Source organism: Rhodococcus sp. MurmanLake-1 (assembly GCF_056945715.1).
Map to the genome: position 1 here is coordinate 245950 of NZ_JBWZNF010000004.1, position 20334 is coordinate 266283.

Below are 20334 nucleotides of genomic sequence, written 5' to 3' on the forward strand. Positions count from 1 at the left end.
GGTAGATCGATGACTTCGACATCGACGTGGGGTCGATGGTGTGCGGAACACCCGCGCACCATCGACCTGGCACTGACGATCCTCGTGCTCCTTGCCACGTGGACGGCGCACCGCATCGCGCTCGATGGCAATGACACCCGCGAAGTAACAGTTGTGGGAGTCCTTGTAACAGCGATCGCAGCGGCAACCATCGTATTCCGGAGGCGCTACCCGTTCTCGGCGCTGGCGGTGGCAGTACTTCTCGGCGTATTGATGATTGCACTGTCAGCGCCGCCGAATGCCGGCACAGGTTCCGCGGCGATGGTGTGCCTCTACTACGTTGCCAGCACGAGTGACCGCCGGAGGACCTTCTTCGCAGCGGCGAGCACAGTCAGCTCGCTGATGCTCGTCACAATCTTCCTGGGAGTGGGGAACAATCTCCTGCAGGAGGCACTGGGGTTGTTGGCCTGGTTGCTGATGGCAAGTTTCGCCGGCGCCGAGGTCCGTTCTCGCCGCGCCTATCTGGAGTCCGTCGAGGCGCGCGCGGTGCAAGCGGAAAGAATGCGCGAGGACGAGGCCCGACACCGCGTCGTCGAAGAAAGGATGCGGATTGCGCGAGACTTGCACGACGTTGTCGCGCACCACATAGCCTTGGTCAACCTGCAAGTCGGGGTCGCGTCGCACTTGATCGGGAAAGACCCGGAGAAGGCGACGACTGCACTACGCGGAGTGGAGGAAACGTCCAAGGCGGCACTCGATGAAATTCGGGCCACGGTCGGAGTTCTCCGTGACGCTCAGGACGGTGATCGCTCGATGAAACCGGCACCGGGGCTTTCGGATCTACCGGCACTGGTGGATCAATTCGTCAGTGCGGGAATGGAAATCGAAGTGCACGCAGTGGGTTCGCTGCGCCCTCTCGGGCCAGCAGTAGACCTCACGGCCTACCGAATTATCCAAGAAGGACTCGTGAATGCGAGCAAGCATGCGTTGCCAGGGGCCGTCACCGTGTCGTTGTCGTACGAAGCCGAGGTTCTGGTGCTGTCGGTCGAAAACTCCGGAACGGCAGTGCCTTCGACGTCACCGCCCGGGTACGGACTGCTGGGAATGAAGGAGAGGGCACAGGCGATGGGAGGCGAGGTCTCAGCAGGATTCCGCGCGGACGGGGGATTTCGTGTGGACGCCCAACTGCCGCTGGTCTCGGTCTCCAGCGGTTCGGAGCGTGAGGAGTCGTGAGTATTCGGGTGGTAGTGGCAGACGATCAGGCGCTCTTCCGTCAAACGCTTGCGCTGCTGATCGGTTCGGAAGACGACATGGAGGTGGTCGCCGAGGCGGCAGACGGAGAGCAGGCATTCCAGGCGGCGCTCGAGCACCGACCCGACGTTGTACTGATGGACATTCGCATGCCGGGCACCAGCGGAGTCGAAGCGACCGCCATGATTGCCGATCATCCGGATTTGACCGACGTACACGTGTTGATCCTGACGACCTTCGAAGTGGATGAACATGTGGCACAGGCGATTCGGGCGGGAGCGAGCGGCTTCATCGGCAAAGGGATCCGAGCGGAGGATCTACTTGATGCTGTTCGGACGGTCGCAGGTGGGAATTCTTTGTTGTCGCCGATTGCGACCAGTGCGTTGATTTCTCGATTCCTTTCCACTCCGTCGCGGGCCGACTCGACTTCTGGGATTTTCGGTCAATTGACACCACGCGAACTCGAAGTGGTAACCCTCGTTGCCCTCGGGATGTCCAACGACGAAATCGCCGCGGAATTGGTGATCAGCGCGGTCACGGCAAAAACCCATGTGAACCGGGCGATGACGAAACTGGATGTCCGCGACCGCGCGCAACTGGTGGTTCTCGCCTATCAATGCGGTGTAGTGATTCCGGGACGCTCGGTGGATTGACTCGAGAAACTCTTGACTCGAACGGGTGTTCGAGTATTGTTTGGGGTGGGGATCGGGGGATTCAATGAGTGTCTTGTTGTCGGATGTGGTGTCTGGTTCTGCGGTGGGGTTGCGCGGACGTCTGTGGCGGTTGTCTGCTTCTGAGTTGCGTGCGGTTGCGGTGTCGGCGAGTGCGGAGATTCTTCGTCTCGAGGCTGTGCGGGTGGCGGTGGTGGACGAGTTGTCGTTGCGCCCGGATGATCAGGTGATTGCCAGCCGCGGGGTGGGGTGCTGGTTGGCGGCGAACACGATGCTGCAGGTCCGGGACGGGAAGAAGATCGCCGCGTTGGGTGCTGCGCTACGGCCGTTTCCCGCGGTGGCGGCTCGCTTCGATTGCGGGGACTGCTCGTTCGATCATGCGGTGTTGATCGTGGCGTTCTGCGAGTCACCGCCGAAGGGCATGCCGGAGGAGGCGCTCCCTCGCTGTATCGATTTGTTGTTGGCTGCTGCGTCGGGGGTGGAGTCGACGACCACGAAGGTGCGGAGTGTTATCGCGACCTTGGAGCGAGTGTTCGAATCGGATGAGATTCCGCCCGCCGAAGATGTCGATCGCAACGAGTTGCGGATCGCGTCGACGTTGAACGGCCGGGTGGTGGTGCGCGGAGATTTCGACGCCCTCACCGGTGAAATGCTGCTCTCCGCCCTGTCGAATCTGACGATGCCCACCCCGGCACCCGATGGAACGCCGGATTCTCGGTCTGCGGCGAAACGCACGGCGGATGGGTTCACCGAACTGATTCGGCGTTATCTGGATTGCGCGAAAACCGGTTTCGATGGTGGGCAGCGTCCGCATGTGAACGTGCACATCAACGCGCGTGATCTGGCTGAGCATCGGGACTGCGCCGCAACACCAACTGATGGTGGTGGAGTGGCTGTGTCGGATCTTGATGTCGGGCACATGCCCTGGCTCGGGCCACTGTCCGTGTCGCAGACCAGGCTCCTCGGGTGTGATTGTTTCCTCTCGACTGTTCTGCTCGATGATCACGGGGCGCCGTTGGATGCGAAACCCGGCAAGCGATTAGTGTCCGCGGAGCAGCGAGTGGCGTTGATCGCCCGGGACAAGGGGTGCGCGTTCCCGGGTTGTGCGTGTGTTCCCGCGTGGACGGATGCGCACCATATTCGGCACTGGGCGAACGGTGGCCCGACGGTGATGAGCAACCTTGTCCTGCTGTGCCGTTCGCATCACCGGTTGATGCACCGGAAATCCGGGTTCGTCGGGAAGTGGGTGATCCGCATCGGGGTCGACAAGAAACCGTGGTTCATCCCACCGCCCTCGATCGACCCCGGGCAGCATCCGCGACCGGCGAACACCACATTCCAAACCTGAGGGGGCAAATCTCAGATGCACCAGAACGTGCCCAGGCCTGTCTCGGATCCGCTGCTCTGTGTCCGACCGATTGGTGGGAGGTGGAGTCGAATGGGTGCGTGCTTTGGGGGTGGCTCTACTTTTGGGTGCCCGTGTGGCCTGTCCCACTCAGTGGGTCATTCTTTCGTCGTCGCCAAGCCGGTTGTGCCAGGTCATTTGGACGTCTGACCTGCAGTTCAAAATCTTTCGTTAGAACACGTTCCAATTTCGCGGATTTGTGGCTATGGTCACAGAGATAGATGCGGGTGTGCGAATGAAAGGGTGAAGTGACGTGAAGACCAAGGGTGCAATCCTGTGGGGCCTCAATGAGAAGTGGTCCGTCGAGGAGATCGAGATCGGCGAGCCGGTAGCCGGCGAAGTTCAAATTCGCATGGAAGCGGCCGGAATGTGCCACTCCGATCACCACATCGTCACCGGCGCGACCCCGATGCCGTCGTTCCCGGTCATGGGCGGGCACGAGGGTTCGGGCGTCATCACCAAGCTCGGCCCGGAGGTCAAGGGACTGGAGGTCGGCGACCACGTCGTTCTGTCCTTCATTCCGGCTTGTGGAACCTGTCCGGCGTGTTCGGCCGGGCATCAGAATCTTTGTGACCTCGGGATGGGCCTCCTCAGCGGCCAAGCCATCAGCGACGGCACGTACCGGATCCAGGCTCGCGGCGAAAACGTGATCCCGATGTGCCTGCTAGGGACGTTCTCGCCCTACATGGTCGTGAACCAGTCGTCAGTGGTGAAGATCGACAAGGACATTCCGTTCGAGGTTGCCGCACTCGTCGGTTGCGGCGTCCCGACCGGTTGGGGATCGGCAACCCACATCGCCGATGTGAAGCCCGGCGAAGACGTTGTGATCATGGGCGTCGGCGGCGTCGGTATCAGTGCGCTACAGGGTGCGGTTGCATCGGGCGCCCGGTACATCTTTGCCATCGACCCCGTGCCGTGGAAGCGTGAGCAGGCCCTGAAATTCGGCGCAACGCACGCTTTCGAAAGCGCTGCCGCTGCCATTCAGCCGATCATCGACGCTACGTACGGACGCATGGCGCAGAAGACGATCATCACCGTCGGCGAAATGAAGGGTGAGTACGTCGAAGAAGCGATGATTCTGACGGCAAAGGCTGGTCGTTGTGTTGTCACTGCAATGGGGCACCTGACGGACATGGATGTGAAGCTGAACCTGTTCCTGATGTCGATGCTTCAGAAGGACCTTCAGGGCAACATTTTCGGCGGTGGCAACGCTCGTCAGGACGTGCCTAACCTCCTCGCGATGTACAAGGCAGGCAAGCTGAACCTCGACGACATGGTCACTCGGACCTACACGCTCGAAGGCGTGAACGACGGGTACCAGGACATGTTGGATGGCAAGAACATCCGCGGCGTCATCCGCTACACCGAAGCTGACTGGTGATCGAAAGCGCAACTCTTGTGCCAGTAGTCTGATCGGGTGCCCAGTACTCACAGTCTCGACGTAATCCAGCAGTGGCCGGTCGACAATGCGGCAGCGGTCGTCCTCTCCGGGAAGAATCCGGGTGAGGGCGACCGCATTCGTGGTTTCAGCGGCGACCAGTCGCATGTTTTCCCCCTGGCTTCGGTGACAAAACTGTTGTGCGCCTACGCGATTCTCGTGGCGGTGGAGGAAGGGGCGGTCGAGTTGGATGGGCCGGCCGGGCCTGAGGGGTCGACCGTTCGTCATCTCCTCGCACATGCTTCCGGGTTGGCATTCGCCGAACGTGTTGTTCAGGCGCCGGTGGCGTCGAAGCGGATCTACTCGAGTGCGGGATTCGAGGTGCTTGCCGAGTTGGTTTCCCGGGAGACCGAGATCGAATTTGCCGACTATCTTGCCGAGGCGGTATTCGCGCCGTTGGGGATGACCAGCGCGGCTCTTGTCGGTCCTGCCGGTCACGGTGCGCAGGCATCGGCAGACGACTTGGCCAAGTTCGCGGCTGAACTGCTCTCGCCGACCCTGATCTCGACGCAGACGTTCGCAGAGGCGACAACCGTGCAGTTCCCGGGGCTCAACGGAATTCTTCCGGGATACGGCTCTCAGCGCCCCAACGACTGGGGACTCGGATTCGAAATTCGCGGCGAGAAGCGTCCGCATTGGACAGGTCTCGAGAACTCGGCCGCAACTTTCGGTCATTTCGGCCAGTCCGGGACGTTCCTGTGGGTCGATCCCACGATCGATACTGCGTGCGTCGTGCTTACCGATCGCGACTTCGGTGATTGGGCCAAGCCTTTGTGGACTGAATTGTCAGATGGCGTAGTCGGTGAAGTTTCGCGATAGAGCACAAATTTCTCTCCTTCCACTGGCGCAACACGGGTAACACAAGGCACACTGTTCAATCGAGCGTGCTGCACGAACTCGACAGAGGTCGTTGGGGAAGACGTCCCTCGTCGAAGCAGGAGGCTCGAGTGCGCGAAATGAATCAATTCGCGGACGTGACGACTGGTGTGGTTTACATCCACTCGTCGCCCGCGGCGCTGTGCCCGCACGTGGATTGGGCTTTGTCCGCCACGTTGGACAGCCCTGCCAAGCTCAGATGGACCTCACAGCCTGCCTACGACGGGCTTCTGCGTGCGACGACGGACTGGACAGGTCCCGTCGGAACCTGTGCCCGCCTGGTCGATTCGCTACGGGCGTGGCCGATGTTGCGCTTCGAGGTCACCGAGGACCCGAGCCACGGCGTCGACGGCGAACGGTACAGCCATGTGCCCGGTCTGGGCTTGTGGCGCGGATCCACCAGTGCGAACGGTGATGTCGTTGTTGGAGAGATGAAACTGCGGTCCATCATGAATTCCGGTGGAGACATCGCCGCGGAGATCGATCGGGCGATAGGCGCACCGTGGGACGAGGAACTCGAGCCCTTCCGGAGTTCGGGCGAAGGCGCCGAAGTGACATGGCTGCGTAGGCGTGTCAGTTGACCGAGGTCCATCCTGAACCCTGAGTGCTCTCGCGGATTGAACGACAAAGACTTGAATGACAAAGGTGGGCCCCGCCGTATCGGCGAGGCCCACCTTGCTGTCCAGGGTTGTCAGAGCGGAATGTTCTTGTGGCGCGCACGGACAGATGGTGCAGACGCGAGCGCAGCGGTGACGATGCTGCGAGTCTTCGCCGGGTCGATTTCCTCGTCGACGACGCCGATTTCGACAGCGCGGTCGACGCCGCCTGCGATCGCCTCGTGTTCGGCAGCGAGACGGTCGTGCAATGCTTCACGCTCGTCGTCCGGTGCCGCAGCGAGAGCCCGCTTGTGCAGGATGCCGACAGCAGCCTTCGCGCCCATCACGGCCACTTCGGAGTTGGGCCAAGCGAAAACGGCCGTGGCTCCCAGTGCTCGCGAGTTCATTGCGATGTATGCGCCGCCGTAGATCTTTCGAGTGACAACGGTGACGCGGGGGACAGTCGCCTCGGCGAAGGCGTGAAGTAACTTCGCGCCGCGCCGAACCACGCCTTCCCACTCCATCGACACGCCAGGCAGATACCCGGGAACATCGACGACGACTACGAGCGGCACGCCGAATGCGTTGCACAGTCGCACGAATCGAGCGGCCTTCTCTGCACTTTCGGAGTTCAGGCACCCCCCGAGTCGCAGTGGGTTGTTCGCGATGACGCCAACCGTGCGTCCGGCCATCCGGCCGAAACCGGTGACGATGCTCCGCGCGTAATTGCCTTGCAGTTCTTCGAAGCTCGACTCGCCTTCGACGTTGTCGAGCATTTCGTGAACGATGGGACGAACGTCGTATGCACGTTTTGCGGACGCAGGCATCATGGCGCGCAGATCGCTGTCGCCGAGTTCCGCTGCCCGCTGATCGAATTCGCCCTGCTCGCACATCATCGAGACCAGGCGTCGTGCGCGGTGCAATGCGTCGGCCTCGTCGTGTGCGGCGATGTGCGCGACACCCGACTTCTTGGTGTGTGTGTCCGGACCGCCGAGTGACACCATGTCGACCTGTTCACCGGTGACACTGCGAACTACGTCTGGGCCGGTGACGAACACTCGGCCTTCCGGCGCCATGATCACGACATCGGTGAGGGCTGGACCGTACGCGGCTCCACCAGCGGCAAAGCCGAGCACGACGGAAATTTGAGGTATGAGACCCGACGCACGGACCATGGCCTCGAAGACCAGTCCGACTGCGTGGAGTGCTTCGACGCCTTCAGCCAGACGCGCGCCACCGGAGTGCCAGAGACCCACGATGGGGGACTCTTCCTCGATGGCGGTATCGATGGCTTTGACGAGGTGTTTGCAACCGTCGACGCCCATTGCGCCGCCCATGACGGTGGCATCGGAGCAGTATGCGATGGTGCGGACGCCGTCGATGTTTCCGGACGCAGCGAGCACGCCGGACTTGTCACGGGCGTGGAGCGGCACTGTTGTGCCGGGGTCGAACAGATTTTCCAGGCGCGCAAGAGGATCGCGCGGGTCTGTCGATGATTCGGACTTTGTCACGGGGGCCAGGATGGTCATCGCGTCCTCCTTCAGTACGAGCCTTGGGTGGAACGAAAGGTCGGTGTTGTCCGCGGGTGACGTTGTGTTGCAACGACACCCGCGGACAGGTGCAAACCGCGGTTCGGGCTAGGCCCGACCGAAGGCGAGCGCGACATTGTGCCCACCGAAACCGAACGAGTTGTTCAGTGCGAAATCGAAAGAGCCGGTTCGGGGTTCACCCTTGACGACATCGAGATCGATTTCTGGATCCTGGCTGTCAACATTGAGCGTGGGCGGGATGATCCCGTCACGCACCGCCAGAACCGTGAGGACTGATTCGAGGGCGCCGACAGCGCCGATCGAGTGTCCCAGCGCGGATTTCGGGCCGTACACCGCAGCGTGATTGCCGACCGCTGCGTTGATTGCCTTTGCCTCTGCGATGTCACCGATCGGCGTCGCAGTGGCGTGGGCGTTGATGTGCTTGATGTCGGACTTCGTCAGTCCGGCCATCTCGATTGCTCGGGTCATGGCTCGCGCCGCGCCCAGGCCTTCCGGATGCGGTGCCACGATGTGGTACCCGTCCGAAGTGATTCCGGAACCGAGCAGGCGGGCATGAATGGTGGCCCCGCGTGCCTTTGCGTGTTCCTCGGTTTCGAGGATCATCAGTGCGCCGGCTTCGCCGAAGACAAATCCGTCACGGTCCTTGTCGAAAGGACGTGAAGCTGCGGTCGGATTGTCGTTGTTGGTGCTCATTGCACGCATCATGGCGAAGCTCGCGATCGGAACCGCGTCGATGAAGCTCTCGACTCCACCAGCCACAACCATGTCCGCGTCACCCATGACAAGCATGCGGTGAGCGTGAGCAATTGCCTCGGATCCCGACGAACATGCCGAGACCGGGGTGATGACGCCACCGCGGGCCCCGAGTTCGAGCCCGACCGTTGCGGCCGGTCCGTTGGGCATGACCATCTGCACCGAGAACGGGGACACCTTGCGGTATCCGCCGCCACGGAGTTTGTCGACGGCGTCGATGAGCGTGTCGCCGCCGCCGAGTCCGGTGCCGATGACAACCGCGAGGCGGTCCTGATCGACTTCGGGGCTGCCGGCGTTGCTCCAGACCGTGCGACTCAACGTGAGGGCAAGGCGTTCCACCCAGCTCATCCGTCGAATTTCGACGCGGGACAAGCCCTCGTCTGGTGAAACCTTCAGGTGCCCGCCGATGCGAATGGGAAGGTCGAACTCGTCGATGAACGGGTCATCGAGGATTCCGATGCCGCTTTCGCCGGCGAGTAGCGCCTTCCACGTGCCATCCACATCACCAGCCACCGAGGTCGACGTCGCGAGGCTCGTGACGACGATGTCGGGGAATTTCCCTTTGCGGGTAGAAGCGGAAGTCACGGTCGGCTCACTCTGCGTTCTTGGCTTCGGCGCCTTCGGCTTCGAGCTTCTGGATGTACGCGACGATGTCGCCGACGGTGCGCAGGCCTGCGAGATCCTCGTCGGGGACCTTCACGCCGTACTTGTCTTCGGTCTGAACAGCGATCTCGACCATGGACAGGGAGTCGATATCGAGGTCGTCCACGAAGGACTTGTCAACGGTGACCTCGGAAGGCTCGATACCGGTGACCTCCTCCACGATCTGGCCGAGTTCCGCGATGATTTCTTCCTGAGTGTGGGCCACTGGTGTGGCTCCCTTCTTGATCGATTGAGGTGGGGTGAAACGTCCGGCCGCCGTTCGGGCTGATCGGCCGGGTGGGCGTCCGAGCTAGGTCAGCTCGGACAGTGCGGAGATATCCTCCGGGTTCTTGAGGGCCACCGTCGGCGTGCCACGCATTTCGCGCTTGGCAATTCCGACGAGGGTTCCGGCCGGCGGGAGTTCCACGATCGCGCTGACTTCTGCTGTCCGCAACGACGCGGAGCAGAGGTCCCAACGAACGGGGCGGGTTACCTGCGCGGCAAGTTTGGTGAGGGCGTCGGCGCCCGAGGAGACGGGTGCGCCATCCGAGTTGGAAAGCAGCGTGCGCGTCGGATCGGACGGGGTGATCTTGGCGGCAGCAGCTGCGACGGCATCCTGTGCAGGTGCCATGAAGCGGGTGTGGAAAGCGCCGGCGACGGGCAGTGCGCGGACTCGGGCCTTTTCGGGTGCGTTTGCTGCGAGTTCTTCGAGCGCGGTGAGCAGTCCGGCAGCCACGATCTGGCCGGCCGCATTGCGGTTGGCTGCTTCCAACCCGAGTTCTTCGAGTCGTGCGAGCACTTCGGCTTCGTCGCCACCGAGAACGGCTGACATGCCGGTGGGCTCGAGCGCGCAAGCCTTGGCCATCTCGGCGCCGCGGAGGGCGGCAAGCGCGACCGCGTCGTCAGCGGAAATAACACCGGCGACCGCAGCAGCGGCAAGTTCACCCACTGAATGGCCGGCAGCGATGACGTCGGCGCCGAGGAGCCCACGTGATTCGATTTCCTCGTACGCCAGCAGAGCAGCGGCAACGACGAGGGGCTGGGTTACCGAGGTGTCGGTGATTTCTTCGGCAGTCGCGGTCGTGCCGAGTCGGACGAGGTCCAGGCCGGCTGCCTTCGACCACACTTCGAGGCGGTCTTGCGCTCCGGGCAGTGCCAGCCATGGGCTGAGCATGCCGGGTGTCTGAGAGCCCTGTCCCGGGGCGAGCAACGAAATCACTTATTAAGAGAACACCGCCGCGAGTGACCTGCGAGATGTCGGTCGCGATGAACTCTGGCGAAGTGTTTTGTAGGGTTCCCACAAAATCCCATGTCGCGCTCGGCCATCGAAATTGGACGCTCCGGGGTTACAGGTTTGTTTGTCCGGATGTTAAAGATGTGACTGAAGTAACCGAATTGTTCGATTTGAGATCGATTTGTGTCAATCGGCCCACGGTAGCGGCGATCCGTAGTACGTACGCGTCGCGTGGATTCGTAGGATCCCGGCCGGTAACTTCCGCGATTCGCTTCAAGCGGTACCGAACGGTATTTGGATGAACAAACAGAAGACGTGCACAAGTCTCAACCGCACCTCCACAGTCGAGATAACTGTCTAAAGTATCGGTCAAGACTGTGCCGGATTCCGCTAAAGGTGCGACCAGGAAATCGCGAAGAGCCTTTACGGCAGCGTCGTCTCCGAGTAGTGCCCGTTCCGGGAGCAGTTCAGTCGCGAAAACGGGACGAGGTGCGCCGCGCCACCCGGCGACGGCCTTGATTCCCGCGAGAGCTTCGGACGCACTGAAGTGTGCTGCGCTCAACGATGGCGTTGTCGGGCCGATCACCACCGGTTCGTCGGCGAAACTCATGAGCAGGTCTTGAAGGAATTGGCTGCCTTCCGTCTTACTGCTCAGCTCGCCGCTGACGATCATCACCAGTCGCGGACCCTGCACCACGGCGAGAACAGCGCGCCCGTGCGCGGCGGCAGTGGCGTGGACGGTGCCGGCAACCGAGACCCGCTCGTCCGGCGGGGGAGACCCGACGATGACGGTGGCCGGAGCCGTGGCGTCCCAGTTCAAGGTGGCTGCGCGGGAGAGCATGTCCGAGCCGGTGTCTCCCTGCACGACGGCGTCGACGACGAGCGCTTCCAGTCGCGTGTCCAGGGCACCGCGCGACTCGGCGGCGCTTGCGTACACCGTCGCTGCTGCGAAACCGAGTTCACGCCCGTAGCGCAGGACGGCTTCCGTCAGCGCGATCAGCTGCTGATCGTTGCGGGCGAGAGCCGGCAGCCATTTCTCGAAGAACTCCATCGCCACCCGGACCATGTCGACGGTCTGGCGCAACGTGAGCTGTCGAGCAAGATCCTGAGGGATGACCGGGAAAGACTCGTATCCGAAGCTGATCTCCGAGTCGAGTTGCCGCAGCCATTCCAGGAAATTCACCACCGACGTCTGCACCAAGAGTTGAACGTCGGCACGTTGCGAAGCGTCGAGACTGTCGAAGAACGGAAGCTGCTCCTCCATCACGGTCACGGCCTCGGTGGAGAGTCGACCGGAGAACTGTTTGACGCGGCGGAGCAAGGCTTCTGGAAGTGGATCGCGAACCTGACGACGGCGGGCGAGTACAGCCTGCAACCCGGACGACTGTGGTCGAGTGCGGCGTACGCCCTCTTCGGGTTTCTCGGGATCAGGTTCGGGCATGAGAAAAACCTACGCCCATCGCCGCAGCGGATGTCGAGATGACACCCTCGGCGATGGGCGTAGGTCTGTTTTCGATCGCTGGGACTGTTGCCCTACGACTTAGGCGCTACCGGTGTCCCCGGTCTGCTCGGGAGCAGCATTCACGTCGTCGATGCGGTATCGGCTCGCTGCTTCGACGGCCTTCGACCGCTCGATCGATCCTTCCTTCGCCAAGCCGATCAGCACGGCAACGACGATGGACTCGGCATCGACGTTGAAGTAGCGACGCGCTGCAGTGCGGGTATCGGAGAACCCGAACCCGTCCGTGCCGAGCGTGGTGTAGTCGCCGGGAACCCACTGACGGATCTGATCCGAGACCGCCCGCATCCAGTCCGAAGCCGCGACGACAGGGCCTTGGGCCGACGACAACGCCGTGGTGACGAAGGGAACCGGAGCATCCTCGGACGGATTGAGCAGCGCCTGACGTTCGCATTCGACGCCTTCGCGGCGCAGCTCACCCCAGGACGTGACCGACCAGACATCGGCCGAGACGCCCCATTCGTCGGCGAGCAGCTTCTGCGCACGCAGACCCTCGGGCATCGCGACACCGGAGACGAGGATCTGTGCCTTCGGGCCGGCTGCTTCGGACGTCTTGTAGAGGTAGATGCCCTTGAGCAAGCCCTCGACGTCGAGACCTTCGGGCTCGGCCGGCTGAACGTACGGCTCGTTGTAGATGGTCAGGTAGTAGAAGATGTTCTCGCCACCGAAACCGTCGACGCCCTCGGTGCCGCCGTACATGCGGCGCAAGCCGTCCTTGACGATGTGCGCCAACTCGTACGAGAACGCGGCGTCGTACGTGACAGCGGCCGGGTTGGTCGATGCCAGGAGTAGCGAGTGTCCGTCGGCGTGCTGGAGACCTTCACCGGTCAGAGTGGTACGACCGGCGGTCGCGCCGAGAACGAATCCGCGAGCCATCTGGTCGGCGGCCGCCCACAGGCCGTCGCCGGTGCGCTGGAAACCGAACATCGAGTAGAAGATGTACAGCGGAATCATCGGTTCACCGTGGGTGGCGTAGGACGTGCCGACTGCGGTGAACGATGCCGTCGAACCGGCCTCGTTGATGCCCTCGTGCAGGATCTGGCCGATCGGGCTCTCCTTGTAGGCGAGCATGAGTTCGGCGTCGACGGAGGTGTAGAGCTGTCCGTTGCGGTTGTAGATCTTCAGCGACGGGAACCACGAGTCCATACCGAACGTGCGGGCCTCGTCCGGAATGATCGGCACGATCCGCTTGCCGATCTCCTTGTCGCGCAACAGTTCCTTGAGAATGCGCACGATCGCCATGGTGGTGGCGACTTCCTGCTTGCCCGAACCCTTGCGGATGACGTCGTACGTCTTGTCCTCGGGGAGCTTGAGCGGAGCAGCGTCGGTGTTGCGGGAAGGCAGGAACCCGCCGAGTGCTTTACGACGGTCGAGCATGTACTTGATCTCGGGAGCGTCCGCGCCCGGGTGGTAGTACGGAGGCAGGTACGGATCCTTCTCGAGCTCGGCATCCGAGATCGGGATGTGCTGCATGTCGCGGAACGCCTTGAGATCGTCCAGCGTCAGCTTCTTCATCTGGTGTGTGGCGTTGCGGCCCTCGAAGTGCTTACCGAGGGTGTAGCCCTTGATGGTGTGCGCCAGGATGACCGTCGGCTGGCCCTTGTGTGCCATGGCCGCTGCGTAGGCGGCGTGGACCTTGCGGTAGTCGTGGCCACCGCGCTTGAGGTTCCAGATTTCCTGGTCGGTGAGGTCCTTGACCAGTTCCTTGGTGCGGGGGTCACGTCCGAAGAAGTGATCGCGCACGAACGCGCCGTCGTTGGCCTTGTACGTCTGGTAGTCACCGTCCGGCGTCACGTTCATCAGGTTGACGAGTGCGCCGTCGCGATCGGCGTGCAGCAGCGCATCCCACTCGCGACCCCAGACGACCTTGATGACGTTCCAGCCGGCACCGCGGAAGAACGATTCCAGTTCCTGGATGATCTTTCCGTTGCCGCGGACCGGGCCGTCGAGGCGCTGGAGGTTGCAGTTCACGACGAACGTGAGGTTGTCGAGGCCTTCGGTTGCCGCGACGTGAGCGAGGCCGCGTGATTCGGGCTCGTCCATTTCGCCGTCGCCGAGGAACGCCCACACGTGCTGATCGGTGGTGTCCTTGATGCCGCGGTCGTTGAGGTAGTGGTTGAACCGGGCCTGGTAGATGGCGTTCATCGGGCCGAGGCCCATCGAGACCGTCGGGAACTCCCAGAAGTCGGGAAGCAGCCGTGGGTGCGGGTAGGACGGCAGTGCGCCGCCGAAGTCGGCGTGGGACTTCTCCTGGCGGAATCCGTCGAGCTGTTCCGCGGGGATGCGGCCCTCGAGGAAGGCGCGGGCGTAGATGCCGGGGGAGGCGTGACCCTGGATGAAGATGTGGTCGCCACCGCCCGGGTGGTCCTTGCCGCGAAAGAAGTGGTTGAAACCGACCTCGTACAACGCTGCCGAGGATGCGTAGGTGGAGATGTGACCGCCGACGCCGACGCCCGGTCGCTGCGCGCGGTGGACCATGATCGCGGCGTTCCAACGGATCCAGGCGCGATAGCGGCGCTCGACCTCTTCGTCGCCGGGGAACCACGGCTCGTTTTCGGTCGGAATCGTGTTGACGTAGTCGGTCGAGGTGAGCGCGGGGAGTGCGACGTGCTTCTCACCGGCGCGTTCGAGCATGCGGAGCATGAGGTAGCGGGCACGCGTGGGTCCGGATCGATCCAGAAGTCCGTCGAATGATTCGAGCCATTCGGTGGTCTCGTCCGGATCGATGTCCGGCAGGTACGACGCAACACCTTCGCGAATGACGCGAACGCGACCGTCGGTTCCCCCCGGCGTGTTCGACGCGGGCGAACCCGACTCGCCGGCGGCGCCGGAATCGGCGTTCTGCCCGGACGCGGGACCCTGGATCAGGTCAGACAACGTGTGCTCCTCATTGGTTTGGGGACGCGTGGTGGGGCGTCCTTACATAGGTGATCGAGGCCTTGTTAGGTCCGACGCACTTCCATCGTGAATATGGCGCGTACCTCATCTTTCACCATCCCGGTCGGTCCGGCACACCTCGCCTCTGGTTACTCTCGGGTAGCGTTTTTCGGCGTGACGCAGGGGTGTGATGGTTCCCCGTAGTCACAGGCTTGGGGGATCGATCGGAACGTATGAAGGGGTGGGAAAAAATAAACAAAGAAATCAACTACGGCAGGGTCGGGGCGTGGGTCTCGGTCGGATCGATCGCAGTGGGATTGTCGGTGATCGTGGGATGTTCGGCGGCGGTGACCGGATCGGCAGTACCCAATGAAGCGCACGTGGCTGCATACCAATCCGAGGTGAGTATTTCGATGGCCGCCGCGTCCTCGTCGAAAGCGGCGGCAGATGCGGCAGAGGCAGCTTTCGCGATCTGTGAGGAAGCGGTCTCTCGATCGAAAAACGACGTGGTCGCGTTCAATGCCTACGTCGACGCCGGAAATCATGGTGAGACCGACCTGAGAGCCGAAGCAAGCGCTGCTGCTTCGTCGGCCAGGGACACCGCCTCGTGGTTCGACTCGGTCGCGAGTGAACTTCCGGCGCAACTTTCCGGACTGTTCGACGAATTGGCCGCGAACCTACGTTCATCTGCAGTCGTGATCGAGAGTGATCATTCGGCGGATGAAATCAATTCGATCAGCGATACGAGCAATTCGATTCGCAAGTCGATCTTCGATGAATGTGGATCCCTGTGACCTGCGGTAATCCGCAGGCGTAAGGTTCGCCGTGTGTCAGAAGACGATCTTTGGTGAAAGTTTTCGGCGTGGTCGGCTTGCGCTAACGCCTCAGACCATGTTCGCTTTCCCTAATTGATCGTCAAACGGTAGGTGTGCGGGGTCGCCACACACCATCAACAAAAGGAGGACCCCACCGTGGTCGCCGCGGCGGATGCCCAGAACTACGCTCAGAAACTCGGGATTACCACTGACATGGTGGTGCAGGAACTGGGCTGGGATGAGGATACCGACGACGGCATTCGTGCCGCGGTTGAGGAAACCATCGGCGGGGAAATGCTCGACGAGGATTCCGACGAGGTCATCGACGTCGTGCTGCTGTGGTGGCGCGACGAGGACGGTGACCTGGTGGATGCCTTGATGGATGCCATCGGGCCCCTCGCCGACGAAGGCTTCGTGTGGGTTCTCACTCCCAAGACCGGTCTCGACGGACATGTCGAGCCCAGCGAGATCGCCGAATCGGCGCCGACTGCCGGCTTGACGCAGACATCGGCAGCCAACCTCGGTGACTGGTCGGGAAGTCGACTGGTTCAGCCGAAGGCTCGTCCGGCCAACAAGCGCTGACCCGGCCCTTTCCGCACTTTCCCAAGGAATTGCACATGCCTCTCGAAGTTGGTGCCCAGGCACCGGATTTCACCTTGAAGGACCAGAACAACCAGGAAGTCTCGCTCGCAGATTTCCGCGGTGAGAAGAACGTTCTGCTGGTCTTCTATCCGTTGGCCTTCACCGGGACTTGTCAGGGGGAACTCTGCAAGGTCCGTGACGAGCTTCCGAAGTTCGAGAACGACGACACTGCCATTCTCGCGATTTCTGTCGGGGCTTCGCCGACTCACAAGATCTGGTCAGCTGAGCAGGGATACACATTTCCCTTGCTTTCGGACTTCTGGCCGCACGGTGAAGTCGCTCAGAAGTACGAGGTGTTCAACGACAAGTTGGGCTTCGCGAATCGTGGCACCTTTGTCATCGACAAAGACGGAGTCATTCGTTTTGCCGAGATGAACGGCCCCGGAGAAGCCCGTGACCACGGACTTTGGGCAAACGCGCTTGCCGCGCTAGAGTCTTAGAGCACTCCCGGTGAGGGTCTCACCGGGAGTTCGGGCGTGTAGCTCAGTGGTAGAGCTCTGGTTTTACACACCAGCGGTCGGGGGTTCGAAACCCTCCGCGCCCACCGAAGAATTCAAACCCCGATCTGCTTGTCGACGCAGATCGGGGTTTTTTCATTTTCGGCAACGAATTGTCCGCAATACGCCATCCTGGACGCATGTCCAGTTCTGTGATCGAAGTAGCCGTCGACCCGACGCGCGTGCATCCCACCCGTCCGCACATACATATCGCCGAGATGCCCAGTCTCAGTGTTGCGTTGTTCCCGGGGCAGACGATCCGGGTTCGTTCCCAAAGCGACGCACTGGCGACCGGGATTGCCCGCGTTTGGGAGATCAACCGAATGCACCGCTTGATCTATCTGACGATCGACTGGGACGGCTAGAGATCAGCTCGGGCAGACACGTGACGGTTGGCCAGAGAACGAGCGTGGCTGCTACAACTACGCTCGTGCAAATTTCGGTTCGCTCGTCCCAATCTCGATTCAATGCGCGAGCTGCCGGGCTCCTCCTCGGCTTCGTTGCGGATCGGGCATTCGCCGATCCGGGGCGGTTCCATCCGGTCGCCGGCTTCGGAACCGCAGCTATCGCGCTGCAGAAGATGTCATACCGGGACTCGCGCGCGGCCGGAACACTTCATGTCGCCGTGCTCTTGGCCGGCACCGCAGGACTTGGCCTCACAGCCGAAGCAGCGTCGCGCCGGGCCGGTTGGGCGGCCGTGACGGGTACGACGGCGATAGCTACCTGGGCCGTGCTCGGCGGGACGTCGCTTGCACGCACCGGCATCGATATGGCCGCTCGATTGGAGGCGTCACAGGTCGACGGCGACCTGACGAAAGCGCGTGAGCTACTTCCTTCACTGTGCGGACGCGATCCCTCGGTGCTGGGCGAGGAGGGCCTCACGCGTGCAGCACTGGAGTCGGTTGCCGAGAACACCTCGGATGCAACCGTCGGCGCAGTGTTCTGGGGCGCAATTGCGGGCGTGCCAGGTCTGTTCGTCTACCGCGCTGCCAACACACTCGACGCGATGATCGGCTACCGCTCCGAGAAGTACCTCAGATTCGGGTGGGCTGCGGCGAGGTTCGACGACCTGGTCAACATCGTCCCGGCTCGGCTGACCGGCGCGCTGACGGCTGCGTGTGCACCGGTGGTGGGCGGCTCGGTTCAGGAATCACTGGCAGCGTGGAAACGCGACGCAGCGGCTCATCCAAGCCCCAATGCTGGCGTCGCGGAAGCGTCGGCGGCAGGGGCGTTGGGCATTTCGTTGGGTGGTCGGACCGAGTACGCGCACGGGGTGGAGATTCGTCCCGTCCTCGGCCGCGGGCCTGTGCCGACGCCGAACGATCTGCGCCGCGCGGCGAGGCTTTCGTCGGCGGTGCAGATCAGTGCAGCTGTGGTGTCAGCGGGTATTGCCGTATCGATCGGCAAGTTTGGCTTCCTGCGCCGTGAGCGGCACTGATTCCGGCTCGGGCTTCTTGCGACGGCTGAAGGTACGAGCCGGTTCGCCGGGGGGTGCGGCAGGCGCGGACACTGCCGCTTCCGGGGTCGTCTCGGCAGCGGCGTCGTCGGCTGCGAAACCGTCCACAGCTGCTTGAGCTGCCTTTTCCTTGCGACGTTCGCGCCACTCGGCGCGAATGAAGTAAGCCAGTCCGAGCGGCGCCATGATGCCGAACGCCAGCCATTGGAACCCGTACGAGAGGTAGGGGCCCGCGTCGAGTTGGGGGAGCGGGATCGTGCCGAGACCGCCGGGCTGGTCGGGTTCGAGTTGGATGTACGCGTCGATCAGGTCCGTTCCGATGAACTCGCCGATCGGCTGTGCGTCGATGGAGTAGACCTGCTTCGCGCCGTCCTCGAACATCGGAACTCGGCCGGGAGCAGTGCCTTCCGACAGGCGCACACGGCCGTTGAGAGTGACCGGATCGGTCGGCGGCGCAGCGATGGGCGGTGCCTCGGCGCCGTTGATCGGCCGAACGTATCCGCGATTGACGAGGATCGTGCGGCCGTCGTCCAGGCGGAAAGGCGTCAGGATCTCGTACGACGGCGCGCCCTCGATGGACTGCAGGCGGACGAGGATATCGGCGTCGGGCAGATAGGTACCTGCCGCGGTGATGTTTCGCCATTCGTCGTCCGGTGCGATCGTCGAATCGGCGATGACATCACCGATCGGCACGGTCTCCGCGTTGATCGAGTTCGAGATCAGATCATTGCGGTGCTCGGTCTTCGTGTTCTTGCCGAGCTGCCACGGAGCGAGCACGGTGAAGCACAGGTAGGCGAAGAGCCCGACCACAGCTGCCAGTACCAACCAACCGGGCCGCAACAGGAATTTCAGTCTTCGCACACGTCCACGGTATCCGTTGCCCGAACGGGAGTGAATTTTGCTCCGGGTTCAGGCTCGCTCGCGGATCCAGTCGAGTATGTCGGGAATGGCCGCTTCGATCTGGTCTCGAACCAGTTCGAAGTCCTCCTGATCCCCGTAGTACGGGTCCGGAACCGATTCTCCGTCCGCCTCGGGGTCGAACGATCGCAGTAGGCGCCGACGCTCGGTGGGCACGCCGAGATGAGCAAGCTCACGTTCGTGCCCGGTGTCGAGGGCGACGACTAGATCGGCGGCGAGATGATCTGCATTGACCTGCGCGGCGCTGTGGCCCGTCGGATATCCGGCCGCTCGGAGCACGACGTTGGTCCGCTCGTCGGCCTCGCTACCGGTGTGAAACCCCTCGGTACCGGCGCTGCTGACACGCACCCGCTCGGCGAGGCCTTCACGGCCCAGATGCGCGAGCAAGATCTTTTCGGCCATTGGTGACCGGCAGATATTGCCGGTGCACACAAACGTCACATGGAGTGGTTCAGTCACATGGAGTGGTTCAGAGGCGGCCATCGAGAAGTCCTCCCAGTTCGGATGCCGACGATACGGAGCGAAACGCTTGCCGCGCTTCCTCGGCGGAACCGTAGCCCCATTCGACGACGACGGTGGGGATGCCGTACTTCGCGGCGCCGAGCACGTCGTGATCACGATCGCCGATCATGAGCACGTCGGGGGTTCCGCCGTCGGCAGCGAGGACGGGAGTGATCCCGAGTGAGGTCAGCGAGTGCGCGATCACATCGGGTTTCGCCCGACGAGTTCCGTCGTCACTTGCGCCGCCGATGAACTCGAAGTGCTCGGCCAGGCCGAAATGCTCGAGGATGCGAATGGCGAATCGTTCCGACTTCGAGGTGGCGACGGCCAGTCTGGTGCCGCTCGCGCGAGCCTTACCCAGGACGACGTCCATGCCCTCGTACACCGAGTTCTCCTGCCACCCGGTCGCGTCGTAACGCTCGATGTACGCGGCGATCGCCCGATCCACGTCCGCCGGGGCCATGCCGAGTGACCTGAAGGTATCGACCATCGGCGGGCCGATCACCGATGCCAACATCGCTTCCGTCGGCTCCGGATGGCCGACAGTTGCCAACGCATGTCGGAAGCCGCCGTGAATGCCGGGAGCGGAATCGGTGATGGTTCCGTCCAGATCGAACAGAACTACAGGAAAACGGTCGAGGGGTGGTGTCGTCACGGCATTCATTGTCCCGGACGGCAGGGGTGATGTCCGCGCACGGTGCTCGACCGTAGGCT

At 62.5% G+C, this 20334-nt stretch carries 20 protein-coding genes and 1 tRNA gene; 12 read left to right on the forward strand and 9 right to left on the reverse strand.

Annotation, left to right across the window (positions count from 1 at the left end):
• Positions 1-9: 9 nt before the first annotated feature.
• The 6 genes from AC2ETI_RS13995 (at position 10) to AC2ETI_RS14020 (ending at position 6201) form a co-directional block, all read left to right on the forward strand.
• Positions 10-1212, forward strand: coding sequence for a sensor histidine kinase (locus AC2ETI_RS13995; RefSeq protein WP_483634044.1), 1203 nt, complete (start codon positions 10-12; stop codon positions 1210-1212).
• On the forward strand, positions 1209-1883 hold the full coding sequence (locus AC2ETI_RS14000) for a response regulator (protein ID WP_020969934.1): 675 nt from the start codon (positions 1209-1211) through the stop codon (positions 1881-1883). The genes AC2ETI_RS13995 and AC2ETI_RS14000 overlap by 4 nt, the downstream gene beginning before the upstream one ends.
• 64 nt (positions 1884-1947) lie before the next feature.
• Positions 1948-3249: an HNH endonuclease signature motif containing protein gene (locus tag AC2ETI_RS14005; RefSeq protein WP_416315459.1), complete on the forward strand. Its 1302-nt coding sequence runs from the start codon at positions 1948-1950 to the stop codon at positions 3247-3249.
• Positions 3250-3559: 310 nt separating this feature from the next.
• Positions 3560-4687, forward strand: coding sequence for an NDMA-dependent alcohol dehydrogenase (locus tag AC2ETI_RS14010; RefSeq protein WP_019748970.1), 1128 nt, complete (start codon positions 3560-3562; stop codon positions 4685-4687).
• Between the two features lie 36 nt (positions 4688-4723).
• Positions 4724-5563: a serine hydrolase domain-containing protein gene (locus AC2ETI_RS14015; RefSeq protein WP_070386530.1), complete on the forward strand. Its 840-nt coding sequence runs from the start codon at positions 4724-4726 to the stop codon at positions 5561-5563.
• A gap of 128 nt (positions 5564-5691) precedes the next feature.
• Positions 5692-6201: a DUF3145 domain-containing protein gene (locus AC2ETI_RS14020; RefSeq protein ID WP_003941617.1), complete on the forward strand. Its 510-nt coding sequence runs from the start codon at positions 5692-5694 to the stop codon at positions 6199-6201.
• 110 nt (positions 6202-6311) lie between these two features.
• On the opposite strand, the gene AC2ETI_RS14025 is transcribed toward AC2ETI_RS14020, so the two are convergent.
• The 6 genes from AC2ETI_RS14025 to aceE form a co-directional block, all read right to left on the reverse strand.
• Positions 6312-7745, reverse strand: a complete 1434-nt coding sequence (locus tag AC2ETI_RS14025; RefSeq protein ID WP_003941597.1) for an acyl-CoA carboxylase subunit beta — start codon at positions 7743-7745, stop codon at positions 6312-6314.
• A gap of 108 nt (positions 7746-7853) precedes the next feature.
• Entirely contained in the window at positions 7854-9104 is a 1251-nt protein-coding gene (locus tag AC2ETI_RS14030) for a KasA/KasB family beta-ketoacyl-ACP synthase (RefSeq protein ID WP_020969930.1), read from the reverse strand.
• A 7-nt stretch (positions 9105-9111) separates the two neighbouring features.
• On the reverse strand, positions 9112-9387 hold the full coding sequence (gene acpM / locus AC2ETI_RS14035; protein ID WP_003941649.1) for a meromycolate extension acyl carrier protein AcpM: 276 nt from the start codon (positions 9385-9387) through the stop codon (positions 9112-9114).
• An 84-nt stretch (positions 9388-9471) separates the two neighbouring features.
• Positions 9472-10380 (reverse strand): ACP S-malonyltransferase, encoded by a 909-nt coding sequence (locus AC2ETI_RS14040; protein ID WP_020908154.1) that lies wholly within the window; start codon positions 10378-10380, stop codon positions 9472-9474.
• 127 nt (positions 10381-10507) lie between these two features.
• Entirely contained in the window at positions 10508-11836 is a 1329-nt protein-coding gene (locus AC2ETI_RS14045) for a PucR family transcriptional regulator (protein WP_019748966.1), read from the reverse strand.
• A gap of 99 nt (positions 11837-11935) precedes the next feature.
• On the reverse strand, positions 11936-14791 hold the full coding sequence (gene aceE / locus AC2ETI_RS14050; RefSeq protein ID WP_007735476.1) for a pyruvate dehydrogenase (acetyl-transferring), homodimeric type: 2856 nt from the start codon (positions 14789-14791) through the stop codon (positions 11936-11938).
• Positions 14792-15024: 233 nt separating this feature from the next.
• On the opposite strand from aceE, the gene AC2ETI_RS14055 reads away from it, so the two are divergent.
• The 6 genes from AC2ETI_RS14055 (at position 15025) to AC2ETI_RS14080 (ending at position 18183) form a co-directional block, all read left to right on the forward strand.
• Positions 15025-15585, forward strand: a complete 561-nt coding sequence (locus AC2ETI_RS14055; RefSeq protein ID WP_020969928.1) for a hypothetical protein — start codon at positions 15025-15027, stop codon at positions 15583-15585.
• Positions 15586-15762: 177 nt separating this feature from the next.
• Positions 15763-16188, forward strand: a complete 426-nt coding sequence (locus tag AC2ETI_RS14060) for a DUF3052 domain-containing protein (RefSeq protein ID WP_003941575.1) — start codon at positions 15763-15765, stop codon at positions 16186-16188.
• Between the two features lie 35 nt (positions 16189-16223).
• A complete protein-coding gene (locus AC2ETI_RS14065) occupies positions 16224-16688 on the forward strand; it encodes a peroxiredoxin (protein ID WP_070386528.1) in 465 nt (154 codons plus the stop codon).
• A 32-nt stretch (positions 16689-16720) separates the two neighbouring features.
• A tRNA-Val gene (locus AC2ETI_RS14070) sits at positions 16721-16792 on the forward strand.
• A gap of 93 nt (positions 16793-16885) precedes the next feature.
• Complete coding sequence (locus tag AC2ETI_RS14075) at positions 16886-17110, forward strand: hypothetical protein (protein WP_003941648.1); 225 nt, start codon at positions 16886-16888, stop codon at positions 17108-17110.
• 65 nt (positions 17111-17175) lie between these two features.
• Positions 17176-18183, forward strand: a complete 1008-nt coding sequence (locus AC2ETI_RS14080; protein WP_483634090.1) for a cobalamin biosynthesis protein — start codon at positions 17176-17178, stop codon at positions 18181-18183.
• On the opposite strand, the gene AC2ETI_RS14085 is transcribed toward AC2ETI_RS14080, so the two are convergent.
• From AC2ETI_RS14085 to AC2ETI_RS14095, 3 genes are read right to left on the reverse strand one after another with little or no spacing between them, the layout of a single operon-like run.
• Positions 18124-19062, reverse strand: a complete 939-nt coding sequence (locus AC2ETI_RS14085) for an SURF1 family cytochrome oxidase biogenesis protein (RefSeq protein WP_092763379.1) — start codon at positions 19060-19062, stop codon at positions 18124-18126. The genes AC2ETI_RS14080 and AC2ETI_RS14085 overlap by 60 nt on opposite strands.
• A gap of 48 nt (positions 19063-19110) precedes the next feature.
• On the reverse strand, positions 19111-19602 hold the full coding sequence (locus AC2ETI_RS14090; protein WP_483634045.1) for a low molecular weight protein-tyrosine-phosphatase: 492 nt from the start codon (positions 19600-19602) through the stop codon (positions 19111-19113).
• Positions 19589-20284 carry an HAD hydrolase-like protein gene (locus AC2ETI_RS14095; protein ID WP_021334192.1) on the reverse strand — a complete coding sequence of 232 codons (696 nt, stop codon included), beginning with the start codon at positions 20282-20284 and terminating at the stop codon, positions 19589-19591. Before AC2ETI_RS14095 ends, AC2ETI_RS14090 begins: the two co-directional genes overlap by 14 nt.
• Positions 20285-20334 lie beyond the last annotated feature (50 nt).